Raw genomic sequence first — 25,763 nt, forward strand, 5'->3', positions numbered from 1 at the left:
AAACACATGCCAAGAAGCTACATATCAGTTGAAGATGGTAAAACCACCATAAATACCACAGAAGACGGCGCTTTTAGCGGTAGTGCTTTAGAGGCTTCGGTCCTTGGTAATACGGATTTTGATGCCATCAATAATCCCATAACAGCTTTTAACTTCGTACTTGAGGTTGAAGGTTTGTATTTTCTGCCCATAAAATCTGTAAGAGCTTTTACCAAGGAAAATGAATTTGAGTATATCAGAGAAGGTGGTCTTAATGACTACGTTCATTTAAAGCGTAAGCCTATTTCAAAACCTTTTACCTTTCAGATTGAGAGATACGTGGGAACAGAGAGGTTTCTGGACCCTCTGGCCAATGGAACAGAACTTGTATTGCCTCTTGTCCTTTATGTATACAGGCATAAAGCCAGGTCAGGTCTCACTCAGTCTGCACCTGAGTGGCCTGCAAGAGTTTATACTTTTACCGGATGTACTGTAATGAGTAAAGAGTATGGAGGGCTGGATGCTGAAAAGTCCGGTCTCTTGACAGAAACAACAACCATTGCCTACAGAGAACTTGTTGTGCTCACCAATCCGTTCCAGGCAAGTTCCGAGGCTGAAGAATGGAATCCTAAAAAGGATCCAAGTCTCTACAAGAAAAGCGGCCCTGGCGCCTTAACCAAGTATGCGGCCACAAGCCCTAATGACAAGGAAGATTCAGGTACTTACTGGTATGAATGGGTCAATGAAGACAATGTGACCCAGATGAGGATGAAGGACGATGCACCATATCCTTTTCGAAGTGCTGCATGGGATGGAGATCCTAAAAACAGTAAGCGTCCTAAAAAAGCTGGGCCCGATGTACTTGGAGAGACTTACGAACAGGGAACAGTTGATGGTAAGCAGACACTTGTCAGAAAAGATTCATCAGACTTTAACAGACCTGCCTACAGTTTTGCAGATGATGGCAGCAAGCCCAAGTATGCGCAGCAGAGCCCTGTGGATATGAACACCGGTGAAAAGATCTATGACAAGGATGCAAAGGGCAACGTAAAGAGAATAGATCACGCCGAGAATAATAAGCCTGAGTGGACAGGAGCCAAGGATACCAAGGTGGCATGGGCAGCACAGGCTGCTCCGGACAAGGCTGGAAATACCTACTCAGTTACCAAGAAAGACGGCAACAAGGTCGTAAAGAGAAAAGACTCCGGACAGTTCAATGCAGGAGCCTACAATATCAGTAAAGACAAGAGCAAGAATAAGAGAGCCCAGGTAAGCTCCATTGACAAGAATGCTGCATCTCCAATCTACAAACAGGAGAAGGGACATACAGTAAGAAAAGACAATTCAGACGTAAACAAGGGTGCTTACAACATAGCCAAGGATAGAAATGTATCCAAGTACGCCAATGAGGCGAAAAATTCCATGGCCAGACCAGAGACAGGACCTGCTTACTCCATAGGAGAAGACGGATCTACTGCAAGATATGCCCAGGAAGCTTCCACAAGCCACGATAAGCCAGAGGCTCGCGCACCATACAAGATCTCTGATGGAAGTGCACCTAAGTACGCAGCCAAATCTCCTAAGGATGGTCAGAAGGCCGAGGCAAAACAGCCATACAAGATAGGAGACGGATCGGCAGCCAAGTATGCAGCCAAGTCCCCCAAGGACAGTGAAAAGCCAGAGGCAAGAGGACCATACAAGATATCCGATGGAAGCGGTGCAAAGTTTGCAGCAACATCACCTAAGGACGGCGAAAAGCCCGAGGCTCGTGCACCATACTCCATCAAGGCAGACGGAGCAAAGCCTAAGTACGCGGTACCATCACCTACCAATAAGCCTCTGCAGACTCCCGTGACTTGGCCTCCGACCCGCAGAGCACTTATGGCGGAGAACCTCAAGAAATAAATATTTAGTTAAGGATAGATATTAAATGTTAACGATTTCGGCGCCTATAGAGTTGAAAGCGAAAAGTACATACATTAGAGATCCGGAAGCGTTCTACCATAGGATTGTAGGAAATTATAGTCTTATGGAGAATCGCATAGATGAGGAGGATCTGCTGCATATAGCGTCTACGCCCCCTGAGATTTATGTTCAGGAAGGGGAGGGGATGACCAGTATCCTTCAGTACAGTGAGAGGAATGAGACCAATCTTAATAAGGTGGATATTCTCAATAATGTGCTGAACAGGATTGTGGCAAGTGCAGATGTGAATCTTACTTATCAGGACAGGGTTTTTATAACAGATGCATTGTACAAACTTGGTGTAAAGGATGACAGAAGGTTTATGAAGGCCTTCTATCAGATAGCAGAAGAGACCAAGAATACAAATACTCTCATTAACCTTTATCTCGAAAGAGGCGGTGAGCTGAGAGAGCTTATTGAAGAGGTTGAGACAAGAGAGAGGGAGCTGGTAAGTGCCTCAGAAAAGACCACTGAAACACAGAGAGAGAATTATCTCTATAACACAGTGATGGACAGGTTAAATACAGGAGCTATTTACCAGATAGTTTCCAACTTTAACAGGACAGTTGAGAACAACAATATCGATGCAAGCGAGTATTCAATAGCTGATCAGAGTTATACAGCTCAGCACATACTTTTGTCGGTTCTTAGAGAAAGGGCGGGAGTTGGAGCTGAGAACCTGGTGTTCCTCAACGAGAATACTTATGAGGAGACCATAGAGAACGAAGAGAATCTTGGAGGATCTGTTAAGAATGAGATCACCGCAGCAGTCCTTATGGATATGGTAAAGAATATTTACCATACGGGATTTGACAGGTTCTACACCAACAACCAGACATTTTACAGGTTTGAGGATACGTTCTTTAAATCATCAGACAAGACTTTCTTAAGACTGGTTGGTGGAAGTACAGAGAATTATTTTACAGAGAATATTGAAAGCGAAAACTACTACACAGAAAACAACAGGCTTACTTCCAGTGAGATAGAGCTTCTTGAAACCAGGACTGAGGGCGAGATGAGCCAGGAGGAGATCCTAAGGCTTACAGAGACAGTAAATGCCATTAATGTCCAGAATGAGCAAAGGCGTATTGAATACATGCAGGTTGTTGAGGAACTCAAAAGCAGGCAGGAGCCTCAAAAACCAGAAGAGGGACTTAAGCAGACCAGAAGGGATGCAGTCCTTGCTCTTACGGAACCACAAAAGCTCATGGAAAAGCTTGAAGAGAGAGCTCAAAGGCGTGACAAGAGAAGAAGAGAAGTTCTTACTGAACTTCGAAACATCATACCTGACCAGTCCATGGAAGTATATCAGCTTCTTGAACAGTACTATGAAGGTGACAGCAGTGTTGTGAACAACTTTGTCAGAAGAGCTGATGTGGGAGAACTCATCTATGACATTAACGATGTGGAGAATCCAAGGACAGAGACAGTAGTTGTACAAGCTCCTGAAGCTATGGAAGATAGCGCCATAGAAAGTCTTAGACAGATCCGGGCAGCCAGGGAAGAAGAGCAGATAAGACAGCTGGATGAAAGGGCAAGGAGAATGCCCGTTGAAACAGTTCACAGACTCAATGAAACCCTGACAGCTGAGGATATTACAGAGCAGCTAAACACCATGGAGAGCAACATCAAAAAGAATATCAAAAAAGATGTTGAGACCCAGATAATTGAAGAAAATCATGTTACTAACAAAACTTCTGTAGTGACCAATGAGACAGAGGTCAATCATTTAACGGCAAGAGATGTACAGACTCTTGTAGAAAACGGCTTAAAGAGCCATATGACTACAATAAGCAATCAGGTTATCAATAAACTTGAGAGGCAGATGAAGAATGAAAAGATGAGACGTGGCTATTAGCCTTCGTTTGAGAAAGGAGGATGACATATGGATGCATTATCAAGCCTAGGATCTAACTTTGGAAGCAGTGCAAAGGGCATGTTTTCTGAGAATGTCGGAGAAAAGGCACTATTATATATCTATCTGATCGATCTTTCTGGTGAAAATGACACCACGCTTTTGGATCTGAGCGGCTCAAGTAGCTTTGCAGATGAGATCAATAATTTAAACAAGCTGCAAAAGACCCTTATGAATAAAACAAAAGGAAAACTGAGCCTGTCATCAATCACAAGCGGTATTGGGAATGCAATCTCAGATCAGATCGACGCCTTAAAGCCCGGAGCAAACAGCCCTGACAAGGTAGGAACTGTTGACGGTGATTTTGTTAAATTCAAAGTGCAATATAATCCGGCAACCATGAGGCTTTACTCTGTAAATGGTAAGGTCCAGTCCAGGAGAGGCCAGGATAGCATCGATGAGTTGAAGGTCTACAATTACTCCGGAAAGAGTAAGCTCTCCTTTGATCTTATCTTTGATGATTGTGACAATATGAATGCCTTTGGACTTAATGAGGCAGCTAATGTCAATATGACTTCACTTGTCAATAAAGGACTTAGTGCATGGTCCAGCGGAGGACTGACCCATAGTGTCAGAAAAAGGATGGACGCTATAATGTCACTGCTTTCATCTGCAGCTACGCAGCAGGTGGTGTTTTTCTGGTCAAACATGGTATTCAGGGGAACTATCACTGACGTTGGCAACAAGTTTACCATGTTCAATCCGGAAGGTAATCCTATAAGAGGAGAGATGCACCTTGAGATCACTCAGGACAGGCAGTTTAAACAGCTTAAATACGATGAGACCTATTGGGAAAATGCCTTCAAAAAGTGCTTCAAAGCCAAATCAGGCCTTGCAGGCCTTGCAGGAGGCCAGTCTCTTACCAGTAAGCTTACTAATAACAACCTTATCAATCTTAGTTTATAAACGGAGTAGAACTTATGCCACTTAACCCTGATGCCAAAACGGGTATCGGCTCTGCGCTTAAGAATGGAGCAGCATCCCTGGCAGGCTTTAATCAAAAAGCTATAATTGAAATTGCAGATTTTTCTGACCTTAAACTGGTGGAAAAAGATGCCCAAAAACCAAGCTCAGGTGTGGGATTTGGTGGTCTTGGCGGCCTTAATCTTGACATTGGATTTAATCTGGATGCCGTCAAGAAGTTTGCATCAGCTATCGGACTTGCCGAGGATGATACTTTTGAGCTTTATGGAAATGTTAAAAAGTTCAGAATGGAATGTCAGTTCAATCCAAGTGAACTTAATATCAGCGGCTATGGAGGTGAGGAAATCCCTACCCAGAAATTCGCGGCAGCAGAAGAAAAAAAAGATGGACATGAGGGCGGAGATGAAGGAAAAAAGAAGAAGGGCACTAGAAACGGATCTACAATGGCTTCTGCATCAACACGTATTGATATGAACTTCAGGATTGCTTTTGATAAGTCCAATCCACAGGATGCTTTTTTCTCGGACAAGTTTACTCTTTCCCAGACAAACATCGGAAAGGGACTTTTAAGAGGAGGTCTTAAGGCTGCAGGCAAATCTTCTACCTCAGTTCAGCCGGAGGTGGAAGCTCTGACTGCCATAGTAAGAAACGAAAAGAGACGACTTGTAAGATTTGCATGGGGAGATATGTCCTATGAAGGAGTACTTAACAGCGTAAATGCAGAGTATGTGATGTTTAATATAAATGGTGAACCCTGCAGAGCTTTTGTTTCTATTGGTATGGTTCTCTACGATGAAGATGTAGCTGGAGCTAATACAGATATTTGGCAGGGTGAGTACATGGCTGATTTCTACAAATTGAAATCAGGACTTATTTCCCTTAAGCCTAGCATATAAAGGAACTTGACAGATGGCATCTATTGATCTTGAACAACTATATACGAAATATGAAGGCTATTACTATCCGCAGGTAAAAGTTTATCTTGGTGGCATTGATCCCACAGAGATAAAAAAGCTAAGTCTCGTTCCGGTGGATTTCAGCGTAGAACTCACCAGTGACTATAAGGCCAGCATAGCTACTTTTTCCCTGCTTGGGGTCTATGAAGTAAATATAGGCTACTTTATAACCCATGATCTTAAACCCCTTATTTCTCTTGGAACTGATGTCAAAATCCTCATGGGACATGCATCTGAGGTCACGGAGGTCTTTAAAGGCTATGTTGCAGGAGTGGATTTTGTATATAACAGTGATTCACCGTCAGAGTCATCCATAAGACTTACATGCCTTGATATCAAAGGCGTGATGATGGCGAATAGCTACAGTAAAAGACTTAAGGCCAACTATTATTCTGATGCTGTAAAAGAGATATTTGATTCGCAGGTTTATCAGAACCTGAAAAACAGCGGAGTAGTGGACAGCATATCCGTGGCTGATACTCCTGACAAGCCTCCGGGAGGGATACCTGCAGGAGCAGGTCCAGGTGCTCCGGACATCAGAATAGAGATGGCAGCGGAATCGGATTATGACTTTGTGGTAAAGGCTGCAAAGAGATTCAACTTCGAGTTCTTTTCCATAGGCGGTAACGTGGTATTTAGGAAGGCTAAGCTAAACACCTCAGTACTTGGAAGAATAGTCCCTCATGCAAGTATCATTTCTTTTGATATTGGCTATGACATCACGGGAGTTGTAGGACAAGTCCTGGTAAGGACCATGGATATAGGAAAGGGTAACAAGATAGAAGCCAAAAAGAAAAATGGTGGCACGTTTTCCTTAGGAGCCAAGGCAAAGCCACTAGTTACAAGCCAGCAGTATGTTTACATAGACTCTGCAATAGAGAGTCAGGAAGACGCCGATAACAGGGCAGCTTATATTATGGAGGACATGTCCTACAGGTTTGGAAAACTGACCATGACACTTTGCGGTATCCCGGAGTTTGTTCCTGGAAGATTCATTTCCTTAGTGGGCTTTGGGGATGCTGCTTCCAACACCTTCTACATCACTGATGTGGTCCATGAATATTATGCAGGTGGAAAATACACTACCACTATACTGGCAAAGGCAGCCACCTTATGAATAACAACCAGGGAGAGACAATATGCCATTTTTTGACATTGTAGACGATGTAGCCCGTCATCAGAACGAAAGAAGTGATATGGGCGATAACAGAATAAGCGGAGTCATGGTGTGTGAGGTGGTCAAGAACTATGATCAGGAAAGACAGGGCTTTGTACAGGTCAACATAAGCACCAGAGACTACGATGAAAACAGGCTTGTATGGGCCAGAATGGCGCTTCCCTATGGCGGCAGCAAATGGGGTGAGTACTTCTATCCTGAGGTGGGAGATCAGGTCATTGTGGTATTTGAACAGGGCAATATAGAAAGACCCTTTGTCATAGGTTCAGTTCCAAAAGCTAATTCAGGATTTATGAAGAAAGCTTTTGATGAAAAGAATCAGATAAAGCGTATTACCACCAGAAATGGCAACACCATTGATATCATCGATAAATCTGAGGGGGATGGAGACAAAGACAAGATAACCATTACCACCTCTAAAGGAAATCACAAGCTTGAGCTTGATAATGAAAAGAAAAAGATACTCATTTCTGATAAAGAGGGTGAGAACAAAATAGAAATGAAGACCGAAAACGGTCAGATGGAGATAGTTGCCAAGCAGAAACTCACCATAAAGGTTGGAGACAACATCAAGATGATCATGAACGGAAGTAATGGAACAGTTACTTTGGAGGCACAGAAGTTCAAGATCGACACTTCCGATACCACAGAAGTAAAAGCCAACAACAGGATAAATGTTGAAGGCGGAAACGTGACCGTAGCCGGAAACTCAATGCTGAAACTAAAGAGCAGCGGACCGGTATCAGTTGAGGGAACACCAATCAAGCTTGGATGATCAGGAGATTAGCATGGAACAGACTTTTTTAGGAACAGGGGTTACCTTTCCTCCGCAAATAGATCCTGCTACAGGCAGGTTTAAAATGAGTAGTGGCCCGCAGAGTGTCAAGGAGTCCATATATCTTATCCTTATGACGCAGGTAACTGAACGACTCACAAGGCCGAATTTTGGTACTGAGACAGCTTCATACGTCTTCATGGATGTATCACTTACAGAGCTGACCATCATGCGAAGGGACCTTACAGACAGCATACTCCGTCAGGAACCAAGAGTCAGCACAGTGGACATAACTACAGATATGCAGGCACAGCAGGGGTACATAATGATCAGTATCGACTACACCCTTGCAGATACCAATCAGAGAGACAATCTGGTATTCCCGTTCTATCTGAATGCAGAGCCGGAACCTTCTGAAGAAGAGGAATATTTTGAACCCGAAATTATTGACGTGGGAGATATCGACTGATGACTAATGCCTTTAAGCCCTTAAGTGCTGGGGATATTGAGAACAGAATAGAAGAGCTTAGAAAGAGCTATGCACCTGAGTGGAAGTTTGACAGGGATAACCCTGATGCAGGTAGCGTGATAGCCCAGATCTTTGCCCGTCAGCTGGAAGAAAACAACAGGCTCATGAGTCAGATGCCAGAGCGCTATCACATGGAGTTTGTCAACATGCTGGACGCAAACCTGCGCCCTGCACAGCCAGCAGCCAGTATGGTCATCTTTAACTATGACGGTGGAACCATAATGGGAACCCAGATCCCCAAGGGCACCAGACTTACGGCAGAGTCTGCTGACACGGATTCAGGACTTATTGTCTATGAGACTGAGCGAAACATCTATGTGACAGATTCTGAGATAGAGGCAGTCTTTATGACTGACGCTGAGGAGGGAACTCTGTCTCCTGTTTTTGGAGACTTCGATGTTCCACAGATCATCTCAGGAGAGATAAGAACTGACGCTGAGGAAGAAGAATCATCACTGTTTGCAGAGGAAGAAACGGAAGATATAGGGCTTGGACTTTCCAGGCATGTTCCGCCATTTACACTCTTTGGTGAAAAGGAAAATCTTGGCAGAAGCATTCTTATCATGTATGAGCAGAGGCTTTTTGACGGTATTGATGAGCCTATCTACATAAGGCTTGAAGGCGCAGAAGAAGTAATAAACAGGGTTCAGAGCGGTGAACTTACCTTTAAGTACTATACAAAAAAAGGATTTGAAACCTTTAAGAGTGTAAAGCTCATGGAGGATGGCTTCACTTTTATGCTGATCAAGGACAAAGAGTCCCAGAAGACCACCATTGGTGAGAAAGAGTACTCTGTAGTGATCCTTGAAGAGAATAAGGTGATGATCGATTCTCTTGAAGTCCAGAATATCCTGCTTTCAGCAGGTGGCAATTCCAAAGCTCCTGAATATGTTGGAGATGGAAGTCAGGAACTGGATCCGGGCAAATTTGATCCTTTTACTGATGAACTTGCAGTATTTAACGAGTGTTACATTGGCCATGATCCAAGCTTTTCAAAAGCAGGAGCAAGGATAAGTCTTGATTTTAAGGTTACTTACCATGAAAACCAGGTCAGGGTCACAGCTGAGGAGGAAGAGGCTGAGCTTTTGGTCATCAAGAGAAAGCCCAAGAAAACTCCCTATGACACTCCTGCACAGGTCAAGGTTGATGAGATCATAATCGAGTATTTCAACGGAATTGGCTGGAAAAAATTAAAATGTGACACAGAGTACGCCGGACTTTTTGAAGCCTGCGAAGAGGGTGACTACAAGCTCTCCTTCATATGTCCTGAGGACTGGCAAAGCTCTGAGTCAGGACCATATTCAGGAAGGTGCTTAAGGATCAGGATAACCAAGTCAGCAAACTGCTATATCCGCCCTGCGATCCACACCTATCCTACCATTGAGAATCTTAAGATCGCATACAGCTATGAGGGCCGCTTTACAGCTCCAGGCAGACTTGAAAGAATAGCCGGCACAAGGAAAGAAGATATAACAGCATGTCTTTTCTCAGATAAGTCCTTTACTGTCCTATCTGGAAACGAATATGCTGAGGATGCTATCTATATAGGCTTTGACAAAAAGCTTACAGAGGGACCTGTCAGTATTTACTTCCAGCTCTCTGACAACAATAACCAGAATGGTGTTAAGGTCAAGCTTGAATATGTAGGTGCAAATGGCTTTACTGAGATGCGCTTTACAGATCTTACTGAGGATTTTACAAGGTCTGGAACACTTATGTTCTTGCCACCTGCAGACATGTCAGACATGACCATCGAGGGGAAAAAGCTCTTTTGGCTAAGGCTCTCAAGAGCTAAGAAGCAAAAGGGCGCTGATAAAGATGTATTCCTTCCCAAAATAGCCAGGATGTGTCTAAATGCAGTGGTTGTCACCAACGTTCAGACCAGTGAAGAAGGTGACTACTACATAGAAGATGTTGTTCCAAACACCAGTGTTTCACTGGGAAGAGATAACATTTTGGATGCTGAGGTATGGGTCAATGAAGTTGGCTTTACCCGCAAGGAGGAGATGGATTATCTTCTTGAGAATTTCCCTGAAAGGGCAAGAGCTGAATATGACTTCCTTGGCAGAGTGTCTGCATTTTACGTGTTGTGGGATGAAGTGGACAGCTTTGACAGAGCCCCTCACAGAAGGTGCTATCGCATTGACAGGATGACCGGTAAGATCCATTTCTCCGACGGATACAAGTGTGACATGCCAAGAGTGACCACAGATGTGGCCTTTAAGGCAAGGATCAGATCAACTGACGGTGAAAAGGGCAACCTTGGAGAGGGTGAGATCACAAGCTTTATCGGGGCTGCACCCTATATTGAATCCGTATTTAACCCCATAAGAGCCCACGGCGGATCCAATCTTGAGACCATAGACCATGCACTGGACAGATGCGCAGGCATTATGCACTCAAGATACAGACTCATATCAGAGACTGACTATATCAGATTCTGCAAAGAGTTTTCCGACAGCATTGACAGGACAAGCATAGTGACCGGACAGCTCATTGACGGCTCCAAAAATCCGGCAGACATTTCAGTTGTACTTCTTATGAAAGACTATGCGGATGGTGCTTTCTCTTTTCACAGGATAGCAGCTCTTTTGCAAAAAGAGATGTTGGAAAACTGCGAACTGACTGTATCTGCCAACAATCTTCACATCGTTGAGCCTATCTTTGTAGATATCTCAGTAAATGTGTGGGCCATGGTCATGGATATGGACGACGCCTTTGAGGTGCAGAACGAAGTTAAGTCAGTACTGTCTGATTATCTGGACCCTGTAAGAAGCGGGGGCTCAGATGGATGGGATATTGGAACCCTTCCAAAGGAAACCCAGATACTGATGAAGCTTGGAGTAATGAGATCCAAGGCAGTCATTCAGAGGATCACCATGATCGGCCACTACGTTGATGCAGATGGCGAGCATGAGCTTGATACCAAGGATATAGATATTACTCCGTTTATGGTTCCAAGAAACGGAGAGCATAAGGTAATAATCACTAACAAGTAAGGACAAGACTAAAATGCTAAGTGTTGATGAACTACAAAGCAGAACCTATGAAGAGAGAATGGAGGATGTGCTCAGAGAGCTTCCTATAAGATCATCTGAGTGGACCAACTACAATCCTTCTGACCCTGGAATAACGATCCTGGAGAACATGACGGCTTTTTCGGCTCTTCAGGGTGCAGAAATTGTGTCACTTAGCTACAGAGCCAAGATGGCCCTGCTTAAGATGGCAGGTTTTGTCCCAAAGAGGGGCAAGTGCGCAAAGGTTCTTCTGTCATCGGACCAGCTGCCAGGGCCCTATACTCTTAAGTCAGGAGAGAGATTTCATTTAGGAGATCTGGTATTTGAGATTTCAAGGCCGACTTTAGTAGGTGCATCCCGCATCATAGGAATATTTGCAAAAGAAAATGATGAATTCAGGGATATTTCTTTTTGCCTGGATAAAGAGATATCAGTTCCTGCAAGAATCTTTGGAGAGGAGCCCCAGGAAGGCAACTCATTATATCTTGTGTTTGACAAAAAGCCTGACGATCTAAGGGAACTCATCCTCTACATCAAGGCTGTTGAGAGCAGTCACAGAAACAAGACTGAGGACAGAACAGAGCATATCTTTGCCGATGTTGAGTGGGAAGTTTATACAGAGACTGGCTTTGTCAAAGTTAACGCAAGGGATTTTACCTCTGCCTTTGTAGCAAGCGGAGAAGTCAGGATCTCGCTTCCGGAACAGAAATGCGCAGTATGTAATGAAACACCTGTTGAAGGCTATTGCGTAAGAGCTACATTAAAAAGAGCTGAGTACGACATTATCCCCAAGATCACCAACATCTATGGACCGCTTTTTGAAGTGTGGCAGAGGGATACAAAAGCTTTTTCCCAGACCTATAACAAGAATGACAAGATTTCTATAGATTCACCCATTGGCAAGGACGTATATTACCTTGTATTTGGAAAGGAAAAGAAGGGATCTTCCTACAGAAGATATGAGCTTGTAAACAGCGCTTATGATCAGGGAAGATACTGCTACTATGAGAACACAAAAGGTGGCATCAATGTTACTTTTAGCCAGGAAGACTTTGGATATGCGCCAATAAAATGTAAAGACTGCGTCAGAGTCATTATATACGGCGAGGATGTGATGCGCAGGTACAACGTTGGAAAGGTCATAGGCTACGATGACCAGGAGATCAGTATTCCTGGAAACAATATAGTTCACGAGACATTTTTTCTGATCGCCAGAAGAAAGGATGAAGAGGGCTATATCTACGACTTTGTAAGACCTGAGAAGAAGGACGATGGAGCACTTTACTATCACCTTCTGGAGGGTGAAGGCAAGATCGTGATTGAAGATCCCGGCGATTTTATTGATGCTGACCTGTTTATGGGAAGCGTTGCCGTAACTGGAGGTCCAAGAGGAAACATCGGCGCTGGCAATATACTTAATGTTGACGACGAAAACGTAGAGGATGGTTTCTATAATCCTGCAGAAGGCCAGGGAGGGTGCTACCGAGAAAAGCTTGAAGAAGTAAAAGCGCGCTTTCTTAAGGATATGAGGACCCCATACAGGGCTGTAACAGCAGGGGACTATGAGTATATTGTAAAGAGCACCCCAGGACTTTGCATCAAGAAGGCCAAGGCGGTAATGGATGAGAGCAAGAACATGGTCAGGGTGGCAGTTTTGCCGGATTCTGATGAGAAGTTCCCAAAACTCTCAAGGATCTACTCAGACAAGATCACCGAAAGACTTAAAGAGAGGCGCCTTATCACCTCCGAGTTTGAAGTAATAAGACCAAGTTTTGCAGCAATTGGCGTAAAGGGTACAGTTTATGTAAAAAGACATTACTCCGACTGCAAGCGCCAGATCGAGGACAGGATCCGCGCAAAGCTTGATTACATCAATTCTGAAAAGAACTTTGGCGACAGGCTCATGTTTGAGGATGTGTTCCACGCTATTGAGGACCTGCCTTGTGTTGAGTATGTTTATGATCTGTCACTTCACTCTGAGAATGGCAAGCTGGCTCAGATGAAGGAATATGATATCTATCCAAGATTTGACTGCTTGTGTTATCCGGGAGAGATCAGTCTTGAGCTTGTAACATCCGATAAGTAATTTAGGAGCAGACCAAAATATGGCTAACGACATATGGTATACCATCAAGAATAACAGAATAAAGCAGGGCTACATTGAAGGCTTTAATGTCTATGACAACAACAGGCTTGAGCTTGATGAGACTAAAAGGGATCACTTCGTATTCCTTCGCCCAATTGACGGAGTAAATGACGATTCTCACTGGGGCAGGCTCTCATGCAACCTCCTTTTGTCAGAAGAAATAGTGTGTTATATTTATGTTATAGCATCAAATACACTAGATATTGTGATTGGCGAGGGAGAAAGCGTCCATCTTGATGATATTTTATTTGGAAAAGAGATGGAGACCTACAAAAAGGTTTCTCTGCTCATGAACCTTGGAGCAAAGAGGTTTGTCAACAACAATGACTTCCTACTCTATGACTTTAAGGGAAGATATCTCTTTGTGGCCATAGAGATGCTTGGAACAGGCAAGGCATCCATTGGAAATATCAGAGTTGGTGTCAGGGGCGATAACTTTATGGGAGCATTTCCGGAAGTCTATCGTCAGGAAAACAGCTTTTTCCACAGATATCTGTCAATCTTTTCAAGTATCTACAATGACATCAGTGAACAAAATGACAAGCTATACGAGATGCTGGATCTGGATAAGTGTTCACCAGAGCTTCTTGAGATGTACGGTTCCTGGTTCGGAATCGATCTTAGAGGTGGATTCTTATCTGAGGATGTGCTTAGGACAATAGTCAAAGAAGCATATCAGCTAAACCGAATGAAGGGTACCAGGAAGGTCATTGAGAGGATCCTTGAAATAATGCTGGGTGATGATGCAGTTCTTTTGGAAAACAGACGGCAGGACGGCGGGATATTTGATGTGACCATTCTTGTTAATCGCAAGCTCACAGAGGAACTGCGGCATCAGCTGACGTTCCTTCTGAATCAGTTTAAGCCTATAAGGACCAACATACGTCTCCTTCAGATGGAGAAAGAGGCTGTCATGGATGGCAACAGCTATCTTGATATGAATGCCACTATTCCTGCTGAGAAGCATGTTGTGCTTGATGAAGAAGCCCTTTATGATGGTGCTATTACACTTTTGTAAGTACTTAGGAGAAACACGGAAATGACAATTGACGAAAGCAGAAGCGATGATAAGCTTCAACTCAATCTTCATGGCAAGATTGATGCAGTATCCAGTCCGGAACTGCAAAATGAGGTTTTGAAGGCGTTTCAGAAATGCCCAAATGTAATACTTAATTTTGCAGATGTTCCTTACATCTCCAGTGCAGGACTCAGGGCTCTTTTGATAGGACAAAAAACTGCCGGTTCCAAGGGTGGTAAGTTCCTTATCATCAATGCAAGTGATGCTGTAGTGGAAGTATTTAGGGTGACAGGACTTCAGAAGGTGCTGACCATACAATGATATCTTTTTCTCACGTGACTAAAAAGTATGAAAATGAAGACGGCAAGGTTTTAGTCTATGAGGATTTTTCCGAGGAGATAGGAAAAGGGGAGTTTGTGGTCCTTACTGGGGAAAGCGGATCAGGTAAGACCACGCTTATAAAGATGCTGCTTAAAGAGACTGAGCCTGACAGCGGAACTATCTTTGTGGACGGCAAGGACATTAGTAAGATCGGCCGCAAGGACATTCCTTTTTACAGGCGCAGTATCGGCGTTTTGTTCCAGGACTTTAGGCTGATACAAGAGAGCAGTGTCTATGACAATCTGATGTCAGCAATCCTGGCAACAGGAGGTTCATATAAAGAAGCAGAAAAGAAGATCGTGGATGTTCTTACAATGCTGGGGATAGACTCTCTTCACAAAAGGTTTCCAAAACAGATGAGCGGCGGAGAGCAGCAAAAGGTCTGCCTTGCCAGAGCCATCATCAATAATCCGGGGATCCTTTTAGTGGATGAGCCAACTGGAAACCTTGATCCTTCTTCCAGCGCAGAGATAAACAGACTTCTCGATGTAGTAAATGGACAGGGCATCACAATAGTGATGGCAACCCATGATATTGCGGCGGCAGAAAGGCCTGGCCGCAGACGGATCGATCTTGATAATTTGGTAAAAGCATAAGTATTGAATCTATTATTCTTTAGGGGGAAAGTACATAGATGACCAAGAACCAGAAAATCTCACTAGTAGCAGCTTGTATCTTTTATGTTCTGACAATTGTAGGATTTTTCTTCTTCAGTCTTACGCTGATAGTCCTGTTGTTTTTAGGTTTTTCATTGTCAATTGCATATTTTTCAATGCAGTGCTATCAAAGACATAACGACTACACGGGAGCTGAGCATTTGCAGCAGGAAATAGGGATGCTTACAGCAGAAAAAGAACAGCTCTCAAAAGACTATGAGACTCTTGTTTCAGAAAAGGACAAGGCCATTGAAGAGAGCAACCAGAGAGCTGATGAGCTTGAAAAAGAGCTTGAAGTTGTCAAGGCTGATTTTGAGAAGTACAAAGAGGAAAACAAGGAAAACAGCGATAAAAATGCTGCCTCTGTTAAAAATGAATTTGAAAGCCTTCTTCCTCCTGAGGAGGACGATGATGCAGCCAACGTCGACATCATCGAGATTGCAAGAAGGGCTATAAAAGAGCTTGAGGAAGCTGCCCATAAGGCAGGTCTTAGGGTCAATATATCAAGTGCCTCTGACAAGCTGATGGTACATGCATCGGCCAAGAGGCTTCTTATCATGTTTAGGAATATTATAGATAACTCCATCAAGTACATGCAGAAAGAGGGTACGCTTGTAATCACAATTTCTGCCATTGAGGATGATATCTTTATTGTTCTTAAGGATACTGGTAAAGGTCTTCCTGAGAATGAGACCAAGCATATCTTTGAGCTTAATTACCAGGGATCCAACAGAATCAGTGGAAACGGACTTGGACTTACTCAGGCCAAGGCCATTGTAGAACACTACGGCGGAACAATTTATGCCCGCAGCCCACAGGGCAACGGAATGGGTATCTATATCCAGTTGCCAACGACCTGATGATGGGTGATGGTGGGCAAAAGTCCGGTTTGGCGGGCCAGTGGCATAAGTTGCCATTTTTGCTCTGTTAAACCGAACACTCCGTTAAGCCCAGAGCAGCAATCTCTGCGCGCAAGGGCGCTTGAGATTACTTGGTCTTAACTTCGTGGTTTAAAATCACAAAAATGTCAACTTATGCCACTGGTCCGCCAAACCGGTCTTTTGCCCTACCATCACATACTAAATATTTGCTTTCTAGAAGGGGGAAGTATGAGAGATAACCAGAGGATATTTATATTCTTGATGACGTTTTTTACAGTTATAGCGCTGGGGTCACTTTTGTTCTTATCACAGACCGGATCAGCCTTTAACAGGACTAATAAGTCGTTGGGAGCAGAGACGGCGGTGCTGACGCAGACGATCATAAATGAGCCAGAGGAGGTTGAGGCGCAACCGGAGGAGTCAGTTGAGGAGACTGCACCAGAGGCACCTGTAGTTGAGGATACAATGGCATCATTGGCTGAAGCTTCAGTTGAACCAGAGCCTGAACCTGAGCCGGAGCCAGAACCGGAGCCGGAGCCTGAGCCACAGATAAGGTATTTTTCTTATAAGGTTGATACCTCGGTTACTATCTTAAGACTTAGGGAATCACCTTCAGAGTTTTCAGAGGTTATTGCCAAGCTTGCCAAGGGAAGCACTGGATATGTGATCCAGCCGGGCAACCAGTGGTGCAAAGTTGTTTCAGCAAAAGGAAATACTGGTTACTGTTCTACTGACTATCTCATTCTTACTGAGATGACTGAGGAAGAGTTTCCAGAGGAGTACAGGGGAGAAGTTGAAGTATCAGAAGATTCCCTTTCAGCACCTTTTGAGAGCCATATAGCTAACAGAGAAACATTTGGAACAGGTGAAGCTGCGCAGGAGCCTTCGGAGGCTTCTTCAGAGACAGCTTCTGAAGGGGCAGGAACTGAGACTGACCCGTCACAGAGCAGCACAGAGCCTGATAATGGCTAAGCAGAGGTAAGTGATATGTCGAAATTTGTTGATGAAATGATGGCCGGAGAACGTGAAAAAGAGAAAAACAGAAAGGCGAAGATCCGGAATGAAGAGAAGGATATTGACAGCGAAGAGGGCGAAGAAACCTATATGTATGATATCCGCAAACCCATGGCATTCATCAACGAAGGTGAGCATGGAGTATTTGATATAACTAAACAGACTGGCCTTAATACTGCAAAAAGCGTATTTGATAAAGGGGCAGTTTTTAAAACCTGATAGATTTATTCATATCGACAACATGAGGGGCGTAAGATATGGGAAGTTATGAGCAGGATAGAAACGGTAAGCCGTTCAGGGACTATACCGAGTACATGCAGTATATGTTTGACTGCGTAAACGGTTGTCTCGATACATATATTTCCAAAATGAAGGTCACCTTTGCCAACGGCGAGGGTGGTTATAAGAACGTGCTTTATCCTGATATTGAGCTGGCTGGAGATGCCTGCAAAAACAGACTTCAGGCATCCTACAAGGAGAGATTCGGAGGCGGAGAGTCTGCTGGATCATCTTCCGATGAAGCTGACAGTGATGACAATATTACAGATAAAGATGCACAGGACGCTGAGGATCTCTTTGGAGGTCTCTTTGGATCTGATGAAGACAGCGATTCTGACAGCGACAGTGATGACAACATCGATGATGATCTGATGCGTCTTCTTGGCAATTTCGCATCTGAAAATCCCGTAGATGAAGAGGAAGAGTCAGAGACGGAAGTTTGGGATGAGATTGACAAGGATACCAAGATTCCGGTTCTTGAGAGACTTCGCATAATAGATGAAAGAGCAGAGCTTACACTGGCTGAGGGCATTGAGCTTCCTTTTTATGAGCTGTGTAAGCGTCTTAAGTTTGAGCAGTTTACCAAGTTCTGTTTTGCCTGCGGAATCCTTTCTTCAACTCAGACTGATTACGCCGGCGTTTTCCATATCATCAACGAAAACAGTATGCTTTCTGCGCCTACAATCGAGTCTGCAGCCAAGGTCTTCTATGGCTCAGAGTTTTCCATAACTGGCGCATATGGTGACATGAGTGCCTGCCTTGAGCAGCTCCTTCCGGTGCTTCCTCTGCAGGTACAGGGCAGTATGCCTTTTTCAACAGTTGTTTCCCCAGACAAGAGAATAATCGACTTCCTGTTCGGTAGAAATCCTCTTCTTCTTGATGAGAATTACGACCGATTTATCAGCATGCTCACAGATGATAAAGAGCTTGATCCTGTTATGGCCAATGAGGGAAGACTTGAGGCTATGAAGACTTCCTATGGCGATGGCGTAAGGATCTTTTATTACTACGGTGATGACGGCAGCGGAAGAAAGTTCTTTGTTAAACACTTCTGCAAGGAAAAGGGCCTTAAGGCCATCGCCATCAACTGTAAGAAGCTCTTTAACTATGACTATCAGTTCGTAGACAGAGCCCTTTGGTCTGTTACAAGAGAGTGTATCCTTGCAAAGGCCTGCTGCTGTCTTACAGAGCTCACCTATAGAGACGAGGAAAAAGAGAAGTTCTTCGGATATATGGATCTTGCTTTTAGTAAGCTCACTGAAAAAGACATCCTGGTATTTGCCATGAGTAAGCTCTACATCGACTTTAGAGAAGTAACAAAAATGGCATTTACAGATCTTGAGCTTCCAACACCAACTACAACTGAGAGACTTACCTGCTGGCAGTATTTTGCAAAGGGATATGACCTTGCGGAAGATGTGGATCTTCTTGAGATGTCTACAAAATTCCTGTTCACAGCTGGTAAGGTCCACGACGCCCTTGTTAAGGCGAAAGCTCTTTCCAACATGGACAAGGAAGACAAGATATCAAGAGGCAACCTCTTTAAGGGGTGCTACGCGCAGATGTCCTCTGAGCTGTCCCAGAAGGCAACCAGAGTTGAGGCTAAGTTCGGATTTGAAGATATCGTCATGAACGAGAGCCAGAGAGAGACCATCTCTCACGCCATCGAGCAGATGACATACAGGAAACAGGTTTACGAGAACTGGGATTACACTAAGAAGTATCCATACGGCCGTGGACTTACGGTTCTTTTGTTCGGTGCTCCTGGTACTGGTAAATCCATGATGGCTCAGGTTATTGCCCATGAGCTTAACCTTGAGCTTTACAGAGTAGATATTTCAAAGGTTGTAGATAAGTACGTCGGTGAGACAGAGAAATCCCTGTCCATGATCTTCAGAGAAGCCAAGAAGTGTAACGTCGTACTGTTCTTCGATGAGTGTGATACCATCTTCGCTAAGCGTTCTGACGACGGTGGTTCAAACCAGGCTTCAGCCAACAACAAGACAGCCCTCCTTCTTCAGGAAATGGAAGCTTACGACGGTGTCTGCGTTCTGGCTACAAACTACAAGCACAACATCGACCCTGCGTTCTTTAGACGTATGAAATATATCGTTGAGTTCCAGTTCCCGGATGTGGATACAAGAGAAATGCTGTGGCGTACCACTATTCCAAAGAGTACACCACTTGCCGACGACGTGGATATCAGATTCCTTGCTGAGAAGTTCGAGTTCGTTGGTGGTAATATCAAGAACTGTATCCTCAACGCAGCTTTCCTTGCAGCAGCTGATCCTGATGCAAATGGTGAGGTTCACATGAAACATTACCTAAACGCTATCAAGTACGAGTTCGTTAAGGTTGGTAAGGTCTTCACCAAGTCAGACTTCGAGCCATACGCTGAGGACGTTGGACTTGCCTGAAGAAAGTGGGCAGGAAAAAATAATTCGCCAGATATATCCGCTTATTCGTATAAAGGTATGAAAGGTGAAAATGTTTTTGTGAAGATTGCTGATTGGCATCAGGAAGTAATTTGCCGATATACATATGAGAGCATTTATGCTTTTGAAATAAAATAGCGATACTGTTCTTTAAGAGAGCTATGAGGGGAAATATTATGAAATTGAGAAAACAGTTTAGTAATCTAAAGAAAGGCGCAAAGAAAGTATTCATTGGAATGCTGGTTTTGTGCCTTGTTTCTACTGCCACAGGCATTGGTTCCATATTTGCATACGCAGATGAATGTGAAAACCACTACGCAGATAGCTATAACTGCTACGATGAGCACACTCACATAGGAACCTGTGTTAACTGCGGAAAAGAGATCGAAGCAGAACACAGTTTTAACAGCGAAGGCAAGTGCACAGTATGTGGCTATAACCCAGGACCCCAAAATGATACCGATGATGATAATGATGATGGAGATGACGGCAGCGGAGATGACGGCAGTTCCTATGGTGAATGGCAGAAAAACGATGCGACAACTCATATTAGATATAACGACGCCGGAGAATCTGAAACTCAGGATCATCAGTTTACTGACTGGGTAAGTAATGGCAACGGAGTCATGGCAAGAGTCTGCACTGTCTGTGGCTACATGGAAGAGCAGGAAGATACCACAGGCGGAGATACTCATACCCATACATATACCTACACTGATAACGGAGACGGCACTCACACTGCTGTCTGCTCAGAATGTGAAGATACCAAGACGGAAGCCCATAACCTTGGCAATTGGACATCTGATGGTCGTGGCAACCATACCAGGACCTGTGCTCTTTGTGACTATTCAGAGGTAGAGCCATGCTCATTTGATGAGAATGGTATCTGTACAGTCTGTGGCGCTAATCAGGCAGACATGATCATTGCTTCTTCCAAGAAGGTAATGAAGTTTAGTGCAAGGAATATGTTTAGGGGACTAGGTGCGACAGCAAACGGCGGACTTGATGAGTCTGATTACGAAGGGCTATACACTTATTCTCAATTTTATTCTACTGCTCCGAGCGTGAATACAGGTCTTGTTTATGATGGTTCGGAACAAGAGCTGTTCACTATAGGTCAATTAAAAGATAGTAGTGATTTAACCGGAATGGGAGTTACGTATACAAATTTCATTCCGTTGGAAGCAGTGCCAGAAAGAAAACAGACAAATGCTGAAACTTATGTATACGAGCACACAATCAATTACAAATATACCGATCCTGATGATGGATCTGAAAAAAATGGATATGCGACAGGCAAATTTACTGTTACGATTGATGCGGCAGATTTTGATAATTCTGTGACATTTACGCCTAATGCTGACTCTGTAGAATACGTAACACTTTCTGAAAGCGCACCATTTTTTAAATTAACTACTTTAAGTGGTGTATCGTTGGTGATGGACGTAGATTATGTATGCTCGTTTTCATCACCGGTTGGCAATACACCAGAAATTGGTACTAGTGATGTTGTTTTGACATTTTCACCATTTCCAGGTTCTGAAAACTTTACTTCCAGTAATGGTGTAACCAAGACTATTAAGTTTGGAGAAGTTGGCTACACATTTAATAATTCTGCTCCACCATCCACTGGTACATATGATAGCAATGGGGCAATTACAGTAAAGGCACCCACTGGTTATAAAGTCAGCAACTCCGCAAATGGGGATTTTTCTGACCAGTTCACCTATGACGTTAAAGGGGAATCCACTCTGGATGTTTATTGTAAATATGAATCGACAGGGAAGATTGTTCACAAATCTCATAGCGTTAAGATTAGCCGAGATTTGGTATTTGACGACTTTATAACATCTGAACCTGAATTTAATGAGGAAAATACTTATACCGGATCTGCTGTTACTTTAGCTTCGAAGCTGCCTGTTTTCAATCAGAACTTAATTAATGATCCATTAAATAAGATCACAAGTTTTTCATATTATTTCAAAGAAGTAACAAGCGGAGAAGAATTTATAAACTCCTCTCCGACAGCAACAGATTGTGGCGAGTATGGGTATAAACTGCACATTGTTTTCAAGGAAAATGGTGCGGATAAAGATCTTGAGGGTAGCAATACCTACACTACCAGAGTATTAAAAAGTGTTTCAGGGTCATACATGAAGTTTGAGCCAAAGTACCCAGATTATCAGTCATTAGATCCTTCCAGAGTACCGCTTTTGGCTGATGCTTTTGATGTATATGATGGTAGTACATTACTTCAACGTAATCATAACTACTCAGTTACTATTACTGAACCTTCTACAGCTCCTTATGAGACAGGCTCAGTACTTACCTATAAATTCGATGGTCTCAATGATGGGACTTCATATTATACCGGAACAACAACAAAAACACTTCCGGTAAGCAGGGTGAATGTTCTTTTAAATGGCAGTGCGCAAAAGAGTAGTTATGATGATGAAGTTATATTTACTGCAGATGGATACTCAATTTGTGATACTCCGGATGGACATTTTAATACTGAGTTTCCTTTCTCAGAACCATGTACTAACTATTCATTGACACTGTATTTTATGAATGATGATACATCAAAAATAGTCAAACAGGATGTCACTGGTCTCAACATAGGACCTGCAGCAGCAATTAAGCTCCTCTATGACGGAGATGAAGAACTAAAGCCTTTCTATTACGATTCAGTAAGGATATCTGCTGAAGGGTATACCGTATCAAAGACAAGGAATGGTACGTTTAGCGAGAACTATCAGCTCAGTTATGATGCTTCCAAGAATATGGAACCGGTTGATGACTTTGATCTTTACTTTAAGAACAAAACCACCGGATTGGTTACGCTGAAAAAAGTCTCTGGTATTAATCTCTTTGAGTCGCCTACTATAGAGATTCTATATAATGGAACCGAGCAAAAAGACTGGTACTCTGATAATGTAACGATTACAGCTAATGGATATAAGATAGCTACAGAAACTAATAGGAGTTTGGTAAATAAGTACACTGCGAAATATGTGATGTCAGGTAGTGGGACTGTTTCAGAACCGTTGTATTTTATTCCAAAAGATGCAACTACAGCTACTTCTTCAAATTGGAAGAAATTCAATATTGTGGTATCAATCGACAAAACCGCACCAACTGGTGTTATCAACCTTTCAAGTTACAGCAGCGATTCATTCACCACCAAGGACGCTGTTAAGGCCTATACTAATGGATCACAGAAGGCAACTATTTCTGCATCAGATGCTCTGTCAGGAATTGATTACATTCACTACTATGTATCAGACACCTTCTATTCATCACCATCTGATGTAAAGGCTGCTATTTCAGAAAAGAGCGGAGCGTGGAGAACTTACTCTTCATCCTCACAGCCGGCACTTGTAAAAGATAAGAACAATTACATTTACGCAAAGCTTGTAGATAAGGCGGGCAATGAGACCATCATCTCCCTTGGCAATATCCTTTACGACACTGTAGCTCCTAAGATGACTACAGCCAAGGTTACTCCATCATCGAGTGACTCATCCAAGACCATGATCGGCCTTGCAGGAACAGATAAGCTTAGTGGAATCAACAGATTTAAGTATGTCTTTAAAGAAAAAGAAGAAGGTAAGAAGTACGACACTCCAGGCAAAGACTGGATGTTTGACAATGGTGAGGTAGTAAAGACATCAGAAGAGAAGGACGGAACTTCTGTTGCAAGTACATCAATAGATGCTCTCGATTCTGAAAAGACATATCTTTTCTACTTCATAGCTGTTGACAGAGCTGGAAACATAAGTGATGTCATGACCCAGGAAGTTAAAGGTGAAGCTGCCTCATCCAATAAGAACAGCGGATCAGGTGCATCAGGCGGCAGCAGCGCTGGTGCAAATGGCCTTACTCCTGCACCTAATGGAATTGCAGGTGGCGGATCAGGTTCAGGCAGCAAACAGGGCGGTAGCTCTGGAGCATCATCAGGCGCAGGCTCATCTAAGTCTTCAAAGAGCAGCAAGAGCTCCCAGAGTGCTCTTGGTGACAAGGACAGAGAGATCAACAGGAATCCTTACATTGCTGAAGCAACTGGCAATGTAAAGATTGGAATAAATGAGACCAGTGGCTGGAACAAGATTGCCAGCGAAGTTAATAAAGCAGATAAAGGCGCAGTCGTTGAAGTTGAGATGGCAGGTCTTTCAAATGTATCCAATGAGCTCTTCACCTCCATGAACAACAGAGACGTGCAGGTTAAACTCCGCATGGCTGAAGATGTTGAGTGGGAGATCAAGGGCGAAGAGGTTCCAGATGCCAGAAGTGACATTGACATGGGAGTAAGACTGGGCAGCAGGAATATTCCTGAGCAGATCATTGCAGATGTAGCTGGAACCAATCCTCATGTGGAGTTTTCTATTAACCATAATGGAGATTTTGGATTTGTTGCGACTATAGCAGTGCCTGTAGGTGAGTCTAACAAGGGCATGTACACAACTCTTTACCACTACGACGAGGCAAAGAAAGAACTTGAAGTAGCAGGCGATGGAAGAGTAGATGACAGAGGATATGCTAAGTTCCCTCTTACTCACGCTTCAGATTACACAGTTGTAATAACTCCTGAGAGGATACTTACAGCAGCAGAAACTGATGCACAGACCAATACACTTGTGGGAGCAGAAGCAGAAAGTCAGAGCAGCCAGTATCTTGATGGGGCAAGACTTCGTCTTACAGATCTCTTCAGGATCAAGGGCAGCATGAGGATCTGGCTATTCTTCATAGCTCTCTTAAGTGCAACAATATGCATGGTAATTCTGTATCTGCCAGCACTTCAGTCACGTAACCAAAACGACCAAGGAGACTTATTCTGATGGCTTTTTTGGAAGAAATATCTCCTGCCAACATGCGCTCTTTTGAGCCCTTCATTCCGGAGGCCCTCAAGCAAAAAGCTTTTCTTGAGGATATGCACTTTTTCGGGATAAGCGAATCAGATGAAGCGGCAGGCTGTATCATTTATGTAGACAAAATAACCGTTGCGGAGATAAGGTACCTCTACATCGTACCTTATCTTCGTGGTACGGGTGCAATGGATCAGGCTCTCATGGAGTTTTTCTACAATCTCCGTGATGAGGGCTATACTCATGTGCGCGTAAATTACATACCTGAGGAATTTAGGAATTTTATCGCCATTTCAAAGCGGTTTGGGTTTGAGGAAACCAGACTTGACCTGGCTTATTTCAGGTTCAGGGCGGAGGATATCAAAAAGTGCAGGGCTACTTCTTTTTCTCCCAAGAATATCATGAGGCTCAAGTATTTGCCGGAGGATAAAAAGCAAAAGCTCTTTAAGATCATTGATAAGAACATGACATTCTACAACTATGATCTTTCTGCTGAAAGCGATATCCTGCCATACAGTATGGCCTATCTGGAAAACGATGACCCCAAGGGAGCTCTGGTAGTAGAATCCCCAAGACTTACTCTGCTGCCAGCTACAGAGGAAAAGAACACCTTCCCTGATCCCAACGCTTTTGATCTGGTGCTTTTTTTTGTTGGAACAAAGACCCTTATGGCTCCGCTATATCTATTGAGCGGGCTGTGCAAGGTCATTCAGACAGAGCTAAACGACAATGTAGTTCTTACAGGTTATTTTCAGGAAGGCCATGTTACCAGGCTCATAGAAGGAACGCTTGGAATTAAGGGCTACCATGAAGTTTGTGCTACTTTGGATTTAATGCAGCTGTAAGGAGGT

The 25,763-nt window shown here is 43.5% G+C and carries 18 protein-coding genes; all 18 read left to right on the top strand.

The features are described 5' to 3' along the window. Nucleotides 1-6 precede the first annotated feature (6 nt). The 18 genes from J6I68_RS17100 to J6I68_RS17185 all read left to right on the top strand — a co-directional run bounded on the left by J6I68_RS17100 (nt 7) and on the right by J6I68_RS17185 (nt 25,757). The gene (locus J6I68_RS17100; protein ID WP_292222078.1) at nt 7-1,884 is read left to right on the top strand and encodes a hypothetical protein; all 1,878 of its coding nucleotides are present in this window, start codon (nt 7-9) and stop codon (nt 1,882-1,884) included. 124 nt (nt 1,885-2,008) lie between these two features. Further along, nucleotides 2,009-3,802 carry a hypothetical protein gene (locus tag J6I68_RS17105; protein WP_292222079.1) on the top strand — a complete coding sequence of 598 codons (1,794 nt, stop codon included), beginning with the start codon at nt 2,009-2,011 and terminating at the stop codon, nt 3,800-3,802. A 27-nt stretch (nt 3,803-3,829) separates the two neighbouring features. Continuing rightward, nucleotides 3,830-4,765: a CIS tube protein gene (locus tag J6I68_RS17110; RefSeq protein WP_292222080.1), complete on the top strand. Its 936-nt coding sequence runs from the start codon at nt 3,830-3,832 to the stop codon at nt 4,763-4,765. 14 nt (nt 4,766-4,779) lie between these two features. Beyond that, complete coding sequence (locus J6I68_RS17115; RefSeq protein WP_292222082.1) at nt 4,780-5,679, top strand: CIS tube protein; 900 nt, start codon at nt 4,780-4,782, stop codon at nt 5,677-5,679. Nucleotides 5,680-5,692: 13 nt separating this feature from the next. Further along, nucleotides 5,693-6,856 carry a phage late control D family protein gene (locus J6I68_RS17120; protein WP_292222083.1) on the top strand — a complete coding sequence of 388 codons (1,164 nt, stop codon included), beginning with the start codon at nt 5,693-5,695 and terminating at the stop codon, nt 6,854-6,856. A gap of 22 nt (nt 6,857-6,878) precedes the next feature. Next, nucleotides 6,879-7,691 carry a phage baseplate assembly protein V gene (locus J6I68_RS17125; protein ID WP_292222084.1) on the top strand — a complete coding sequence of 271 codons (813 nt, stop codon included), beginning with the start codon at nt 6,879-6,881 and terminating at the stop codon, nt 7,689-7,691. Nucleotides 7,692-7,704: 13 nt separating this feature from the next. Then, entirely contained in the window at nt 7,705-8,160 is a 456-nt protein-coding gene (locus J6I68_RS17130) for a GPW/gp25 family protein (protein ID WP_292222086.1), read from the top strand. Continuing rightward, a complete protein-coding gene (locus J6I68_RS17135) occupies nt 8,160-11,219 on the top strand; it encodes a hypothetical protein (protein ID WP_292222088.1) in 3,060 nt (1,019 codons plus the stop codon). Before J6I68_RS17130 ends, J6I68_RS17135 begins: the two co-directional genes overlap by 1 nt. A 13-nt stretch (nt 11,220-11,232) precedes the next feature. After that, nucleotides 11,233-13,323, top strand: coding sequence for a baseplate J/gp47 family protein (locus J6I68_RS17140; protein WP_292222089.1), 2,091 nt, complete (start codon nt 11,233-11,235; stop codon nt 13,321-13,323). Between the two features lie 19 nt (nt 13,324-13,342). Beyond that, the gene (locus J6I68_RS17145; RefSeq protein WP_292222090.1) at nt 13,343-14,401 is read left to right on the top strand and encodes a phage tail protein; all 1,059 of its coding nucleotides are present in this window, start codon (nt 13,343-13,345) and stop codon (nt 14,399-14,401) included. Nucleotides 14,402-14,422: 21 nt separating this feature from the next. Next, complete coding sequence (locus J6I68_RS17150; RefSeq protein WP_292222092.1) at nt 14,423-14,722, top strand: STAS domain-containing protein; 300 nt, start codon at nt 14,423-14,425, stop codon at nt 14,720-14,722. After that, the gene (locus J6I68_RS17155; RefSeq protein ID WP_292222093.1) at nt 14,719-15,378 is read left to right on the top strand and encodes a cell division ATP-binding protein FtsE; all 660 of its coding nucleotides are present in this window, start codon (nt 14,719-14,721) and stop codon (nt 15,376-15,378) included. Before J6I68_RS17150 ends, J6I68_RS17155 begins: the two co-directional genes overlap by 4 nt. Nucleotides 15,379-15,416: 38 nt before the next feature. Further along, nucleotides 15,417-16,298, top strand: coding sequence for an ATP-binding protein (locus J6I68_RS17160; protein ID WP_292222094.1), 882 nt, complete (start codon nt 15,417-15,419; stop codon nt 16,296-16,298). 249 nt (nt 16,299-16,547) lie between these two features. Continuing rightward, nucleotides 16,548-17,291: an SH3 domain-containing protein gene (locus J6I68_RS17165; RefSeq protein WP_292222096.1), complete on the top strand. Its 744-nt coding sequence runs from the start codon at nt 16,548-16,550 to the stop codon at nt 17,289-17,291. A 15-nt stretch (nt 17,292-17,306) separates the two neighbouring features. Then, nucleotides 17,307-17,552 carry a hypothetical protein gene (locus tag J6I68_RS17170; RefSeq protein ID WP_292222097.1) on the top strand — a complete coding sequence of 82 codons (246 nt, stop codon included), beginning with the start codon at nt 17,307-17,309 and terminating at the stop codon, nt 17,550-17,552. A gap of 38 nt (nt 17,553-17,590) precedes the next feature. Then, nucleotides 17,591-20,029, top strand: a complete 2,439-nt coding sequence (locus tag J6I68_RS17175) for an ATP-binding protein (protein WP_292222098.1) — start codon at nt 17,591-17,593, stop codon at nt 20,027-20,029. A 194-nt stretch (nt 20,030-20,223) separates the two neighbouring features. Beyond that, on the top strand, nt 20,224-24,885 hold the full coding sequence (locus tag J6I68_RS17180) for a hypothetical protein (protein WP_292222100.1): 4,662 nt from the start codon (nt 20,224-20,226) through the stop codon (nt 24,883-24,885). Beyond that, the gene (locus J6I68_RS17185; protein ID WP_292222102.1) at nt 24,885-25,757 is read left to right on the top strand and encodes a hypothetical protein; all 873 of its coding nucleotides are present in this window, start codon (nt 24,885-24,887) and stop codon (nt 25,755-25,757) included. The genes J6I68_RS17180 and J6I68_RS17185 overlap by 1 nt, the downstream gene beginning before the upstream one ends. Nucleotides 25,758-25,763: the final 6 nt, after the last annotated feature.

The sequence above is a fragment of the Butyrivibrio sp. genome (genome assembly GCF_017940685.1).
Classification (GTDB): Bacteria; Bacillota; Clostridia; order Lachnospirales; family Lachnospiraceae; genus Butyrivibrio.

Excerpts from the sequence above, each read along its gene's own strand:
- J6I68_RS17100 (WP_292222078.1), top strand. The coding sequence starts at position 7 with ATGCCAAGAAGCTACATATCAGTTGAAGATGGTAAAACCACCATAAAT.
- J6I68_RS17105 (WP_292222079.1), top strand. The coding sequence starts at position 2,009 with ATGGAGAATCGCATAGATGAGGAGGATCTGCTGCATATAGCGTCTACG.
- J6I68_RS17110 (WP_292222080.1), top strand. The coding sequence starts at position 3,830 with ATGGATGCATTATCAAGCCTAGGATCTAACTTTGGAAGCAGTGCAAAG.
- J6I68_RS17115 (WP_292222082.1), top strand. The coding sequence starts at position 4,780 with ATGCCACTTAACCCTGATGCCAAAACGGGTATCGGCTCTGCGCTTAAG.
- J6I68_RS17120 (WP_292222083.1), top strand. The coding sequence starts at position 5,693 with ATGGCATCTATTGATCTTGAACAACTATATACGAAATATGAAGGCTAT.
- J6I68_RS17125 (WP_292222084.1), top strand. The coding sequence starts at position 6,879 with ATGCCATTTTTTGACATTGTAGACGATGTAGCCCGTCATCAGAACGAA.
- J6I68_RS17130 (WP_292222086.1), top strand. The coding sequence starts at position 7,705 with ATGGAACAGACTTTTTTAGGAACAGGGGTTACCTTTCCTCCGCAAATA.
- J6I68_RS17135 (WP_292222088.1), top strand. The coding sequence starts at position 8,160 with ATGACTAATGCCTTTAAGCCCTTAAGTGCTGGGGATATTGAGAACAGA.
- J6I68_RS17140 (WP_292222089.1), top strand. The coding sequence starts at position 11,233 with ATGCTAAGTGTTGATGAACTACAAAGCAGAACCTATGAAGAGAGAATG.
- J6I68_RS17145 (WP_292222090.1), top strand. The coding sequence starts at position 13,343 with ATGGCTAACGACATATGGTATACCATCAAGAATAACAGAATAAAGCAG.
- J6I68_RS17150 (WP_292222092.1), top strand. The coding sequence starts at position 14,423 with ATGACAATTGACGAAAGCAGAAGCGATGATAAGCTTCAACTCAATCTT.
- J6I68_RS17155 (WP_292222093.1), top strand. The coding sequence starts at position 14,719 with ATGATATCTTTTTCTCACGTGACTAAAAAGTATGAAAATGAAGACGGC.
- J6I68_RS17160 (WP_292222094.1), top strand. The coding sequence starts at position 15,417 with ATGACCAAGAACCAGAAAATCTCACTAGTAGCAGCTTGTATCTTTTAT.
- J6I68_RS17165 (WP_292222096.1), top strand. The coding sequence starts at position 16,548 with ATGAGAGATAACCAGAGGATATTTATATTCTTGATGACGTTTTTTACA.
- J6I68_RS17170 (WP_292222097.1), top strand. The coding sequence starts at position 17,307 with ATGTCGAAATTTGTTGATGAAATGATGGCCGGAGAACGTGAAAAAGAG.
- J6I68_RS17175 (WP_292222098.1), top strand. The coding sequence starts at position 17,591 with ATGGGAAGTTATGAGCAGGATAGAAACGGTAAGCCGTTCAGGGACTAT.
- J6I68_RS17180 (WP_292222100.1), top strand. The coding sequence starts at position 20,224 with ATGAAATTGAGAAAACAGTTTAGTAATCTAAAGAAAGGCGCAAAGAAA.
- J6I68_RS17185 (WP_292222102.1), top strand. The coding sequence starts at position 24,885 with ATGGCTTTTTTGGAAGAAATATCTCCTGCCAACATGCGCTCTTTTGAG.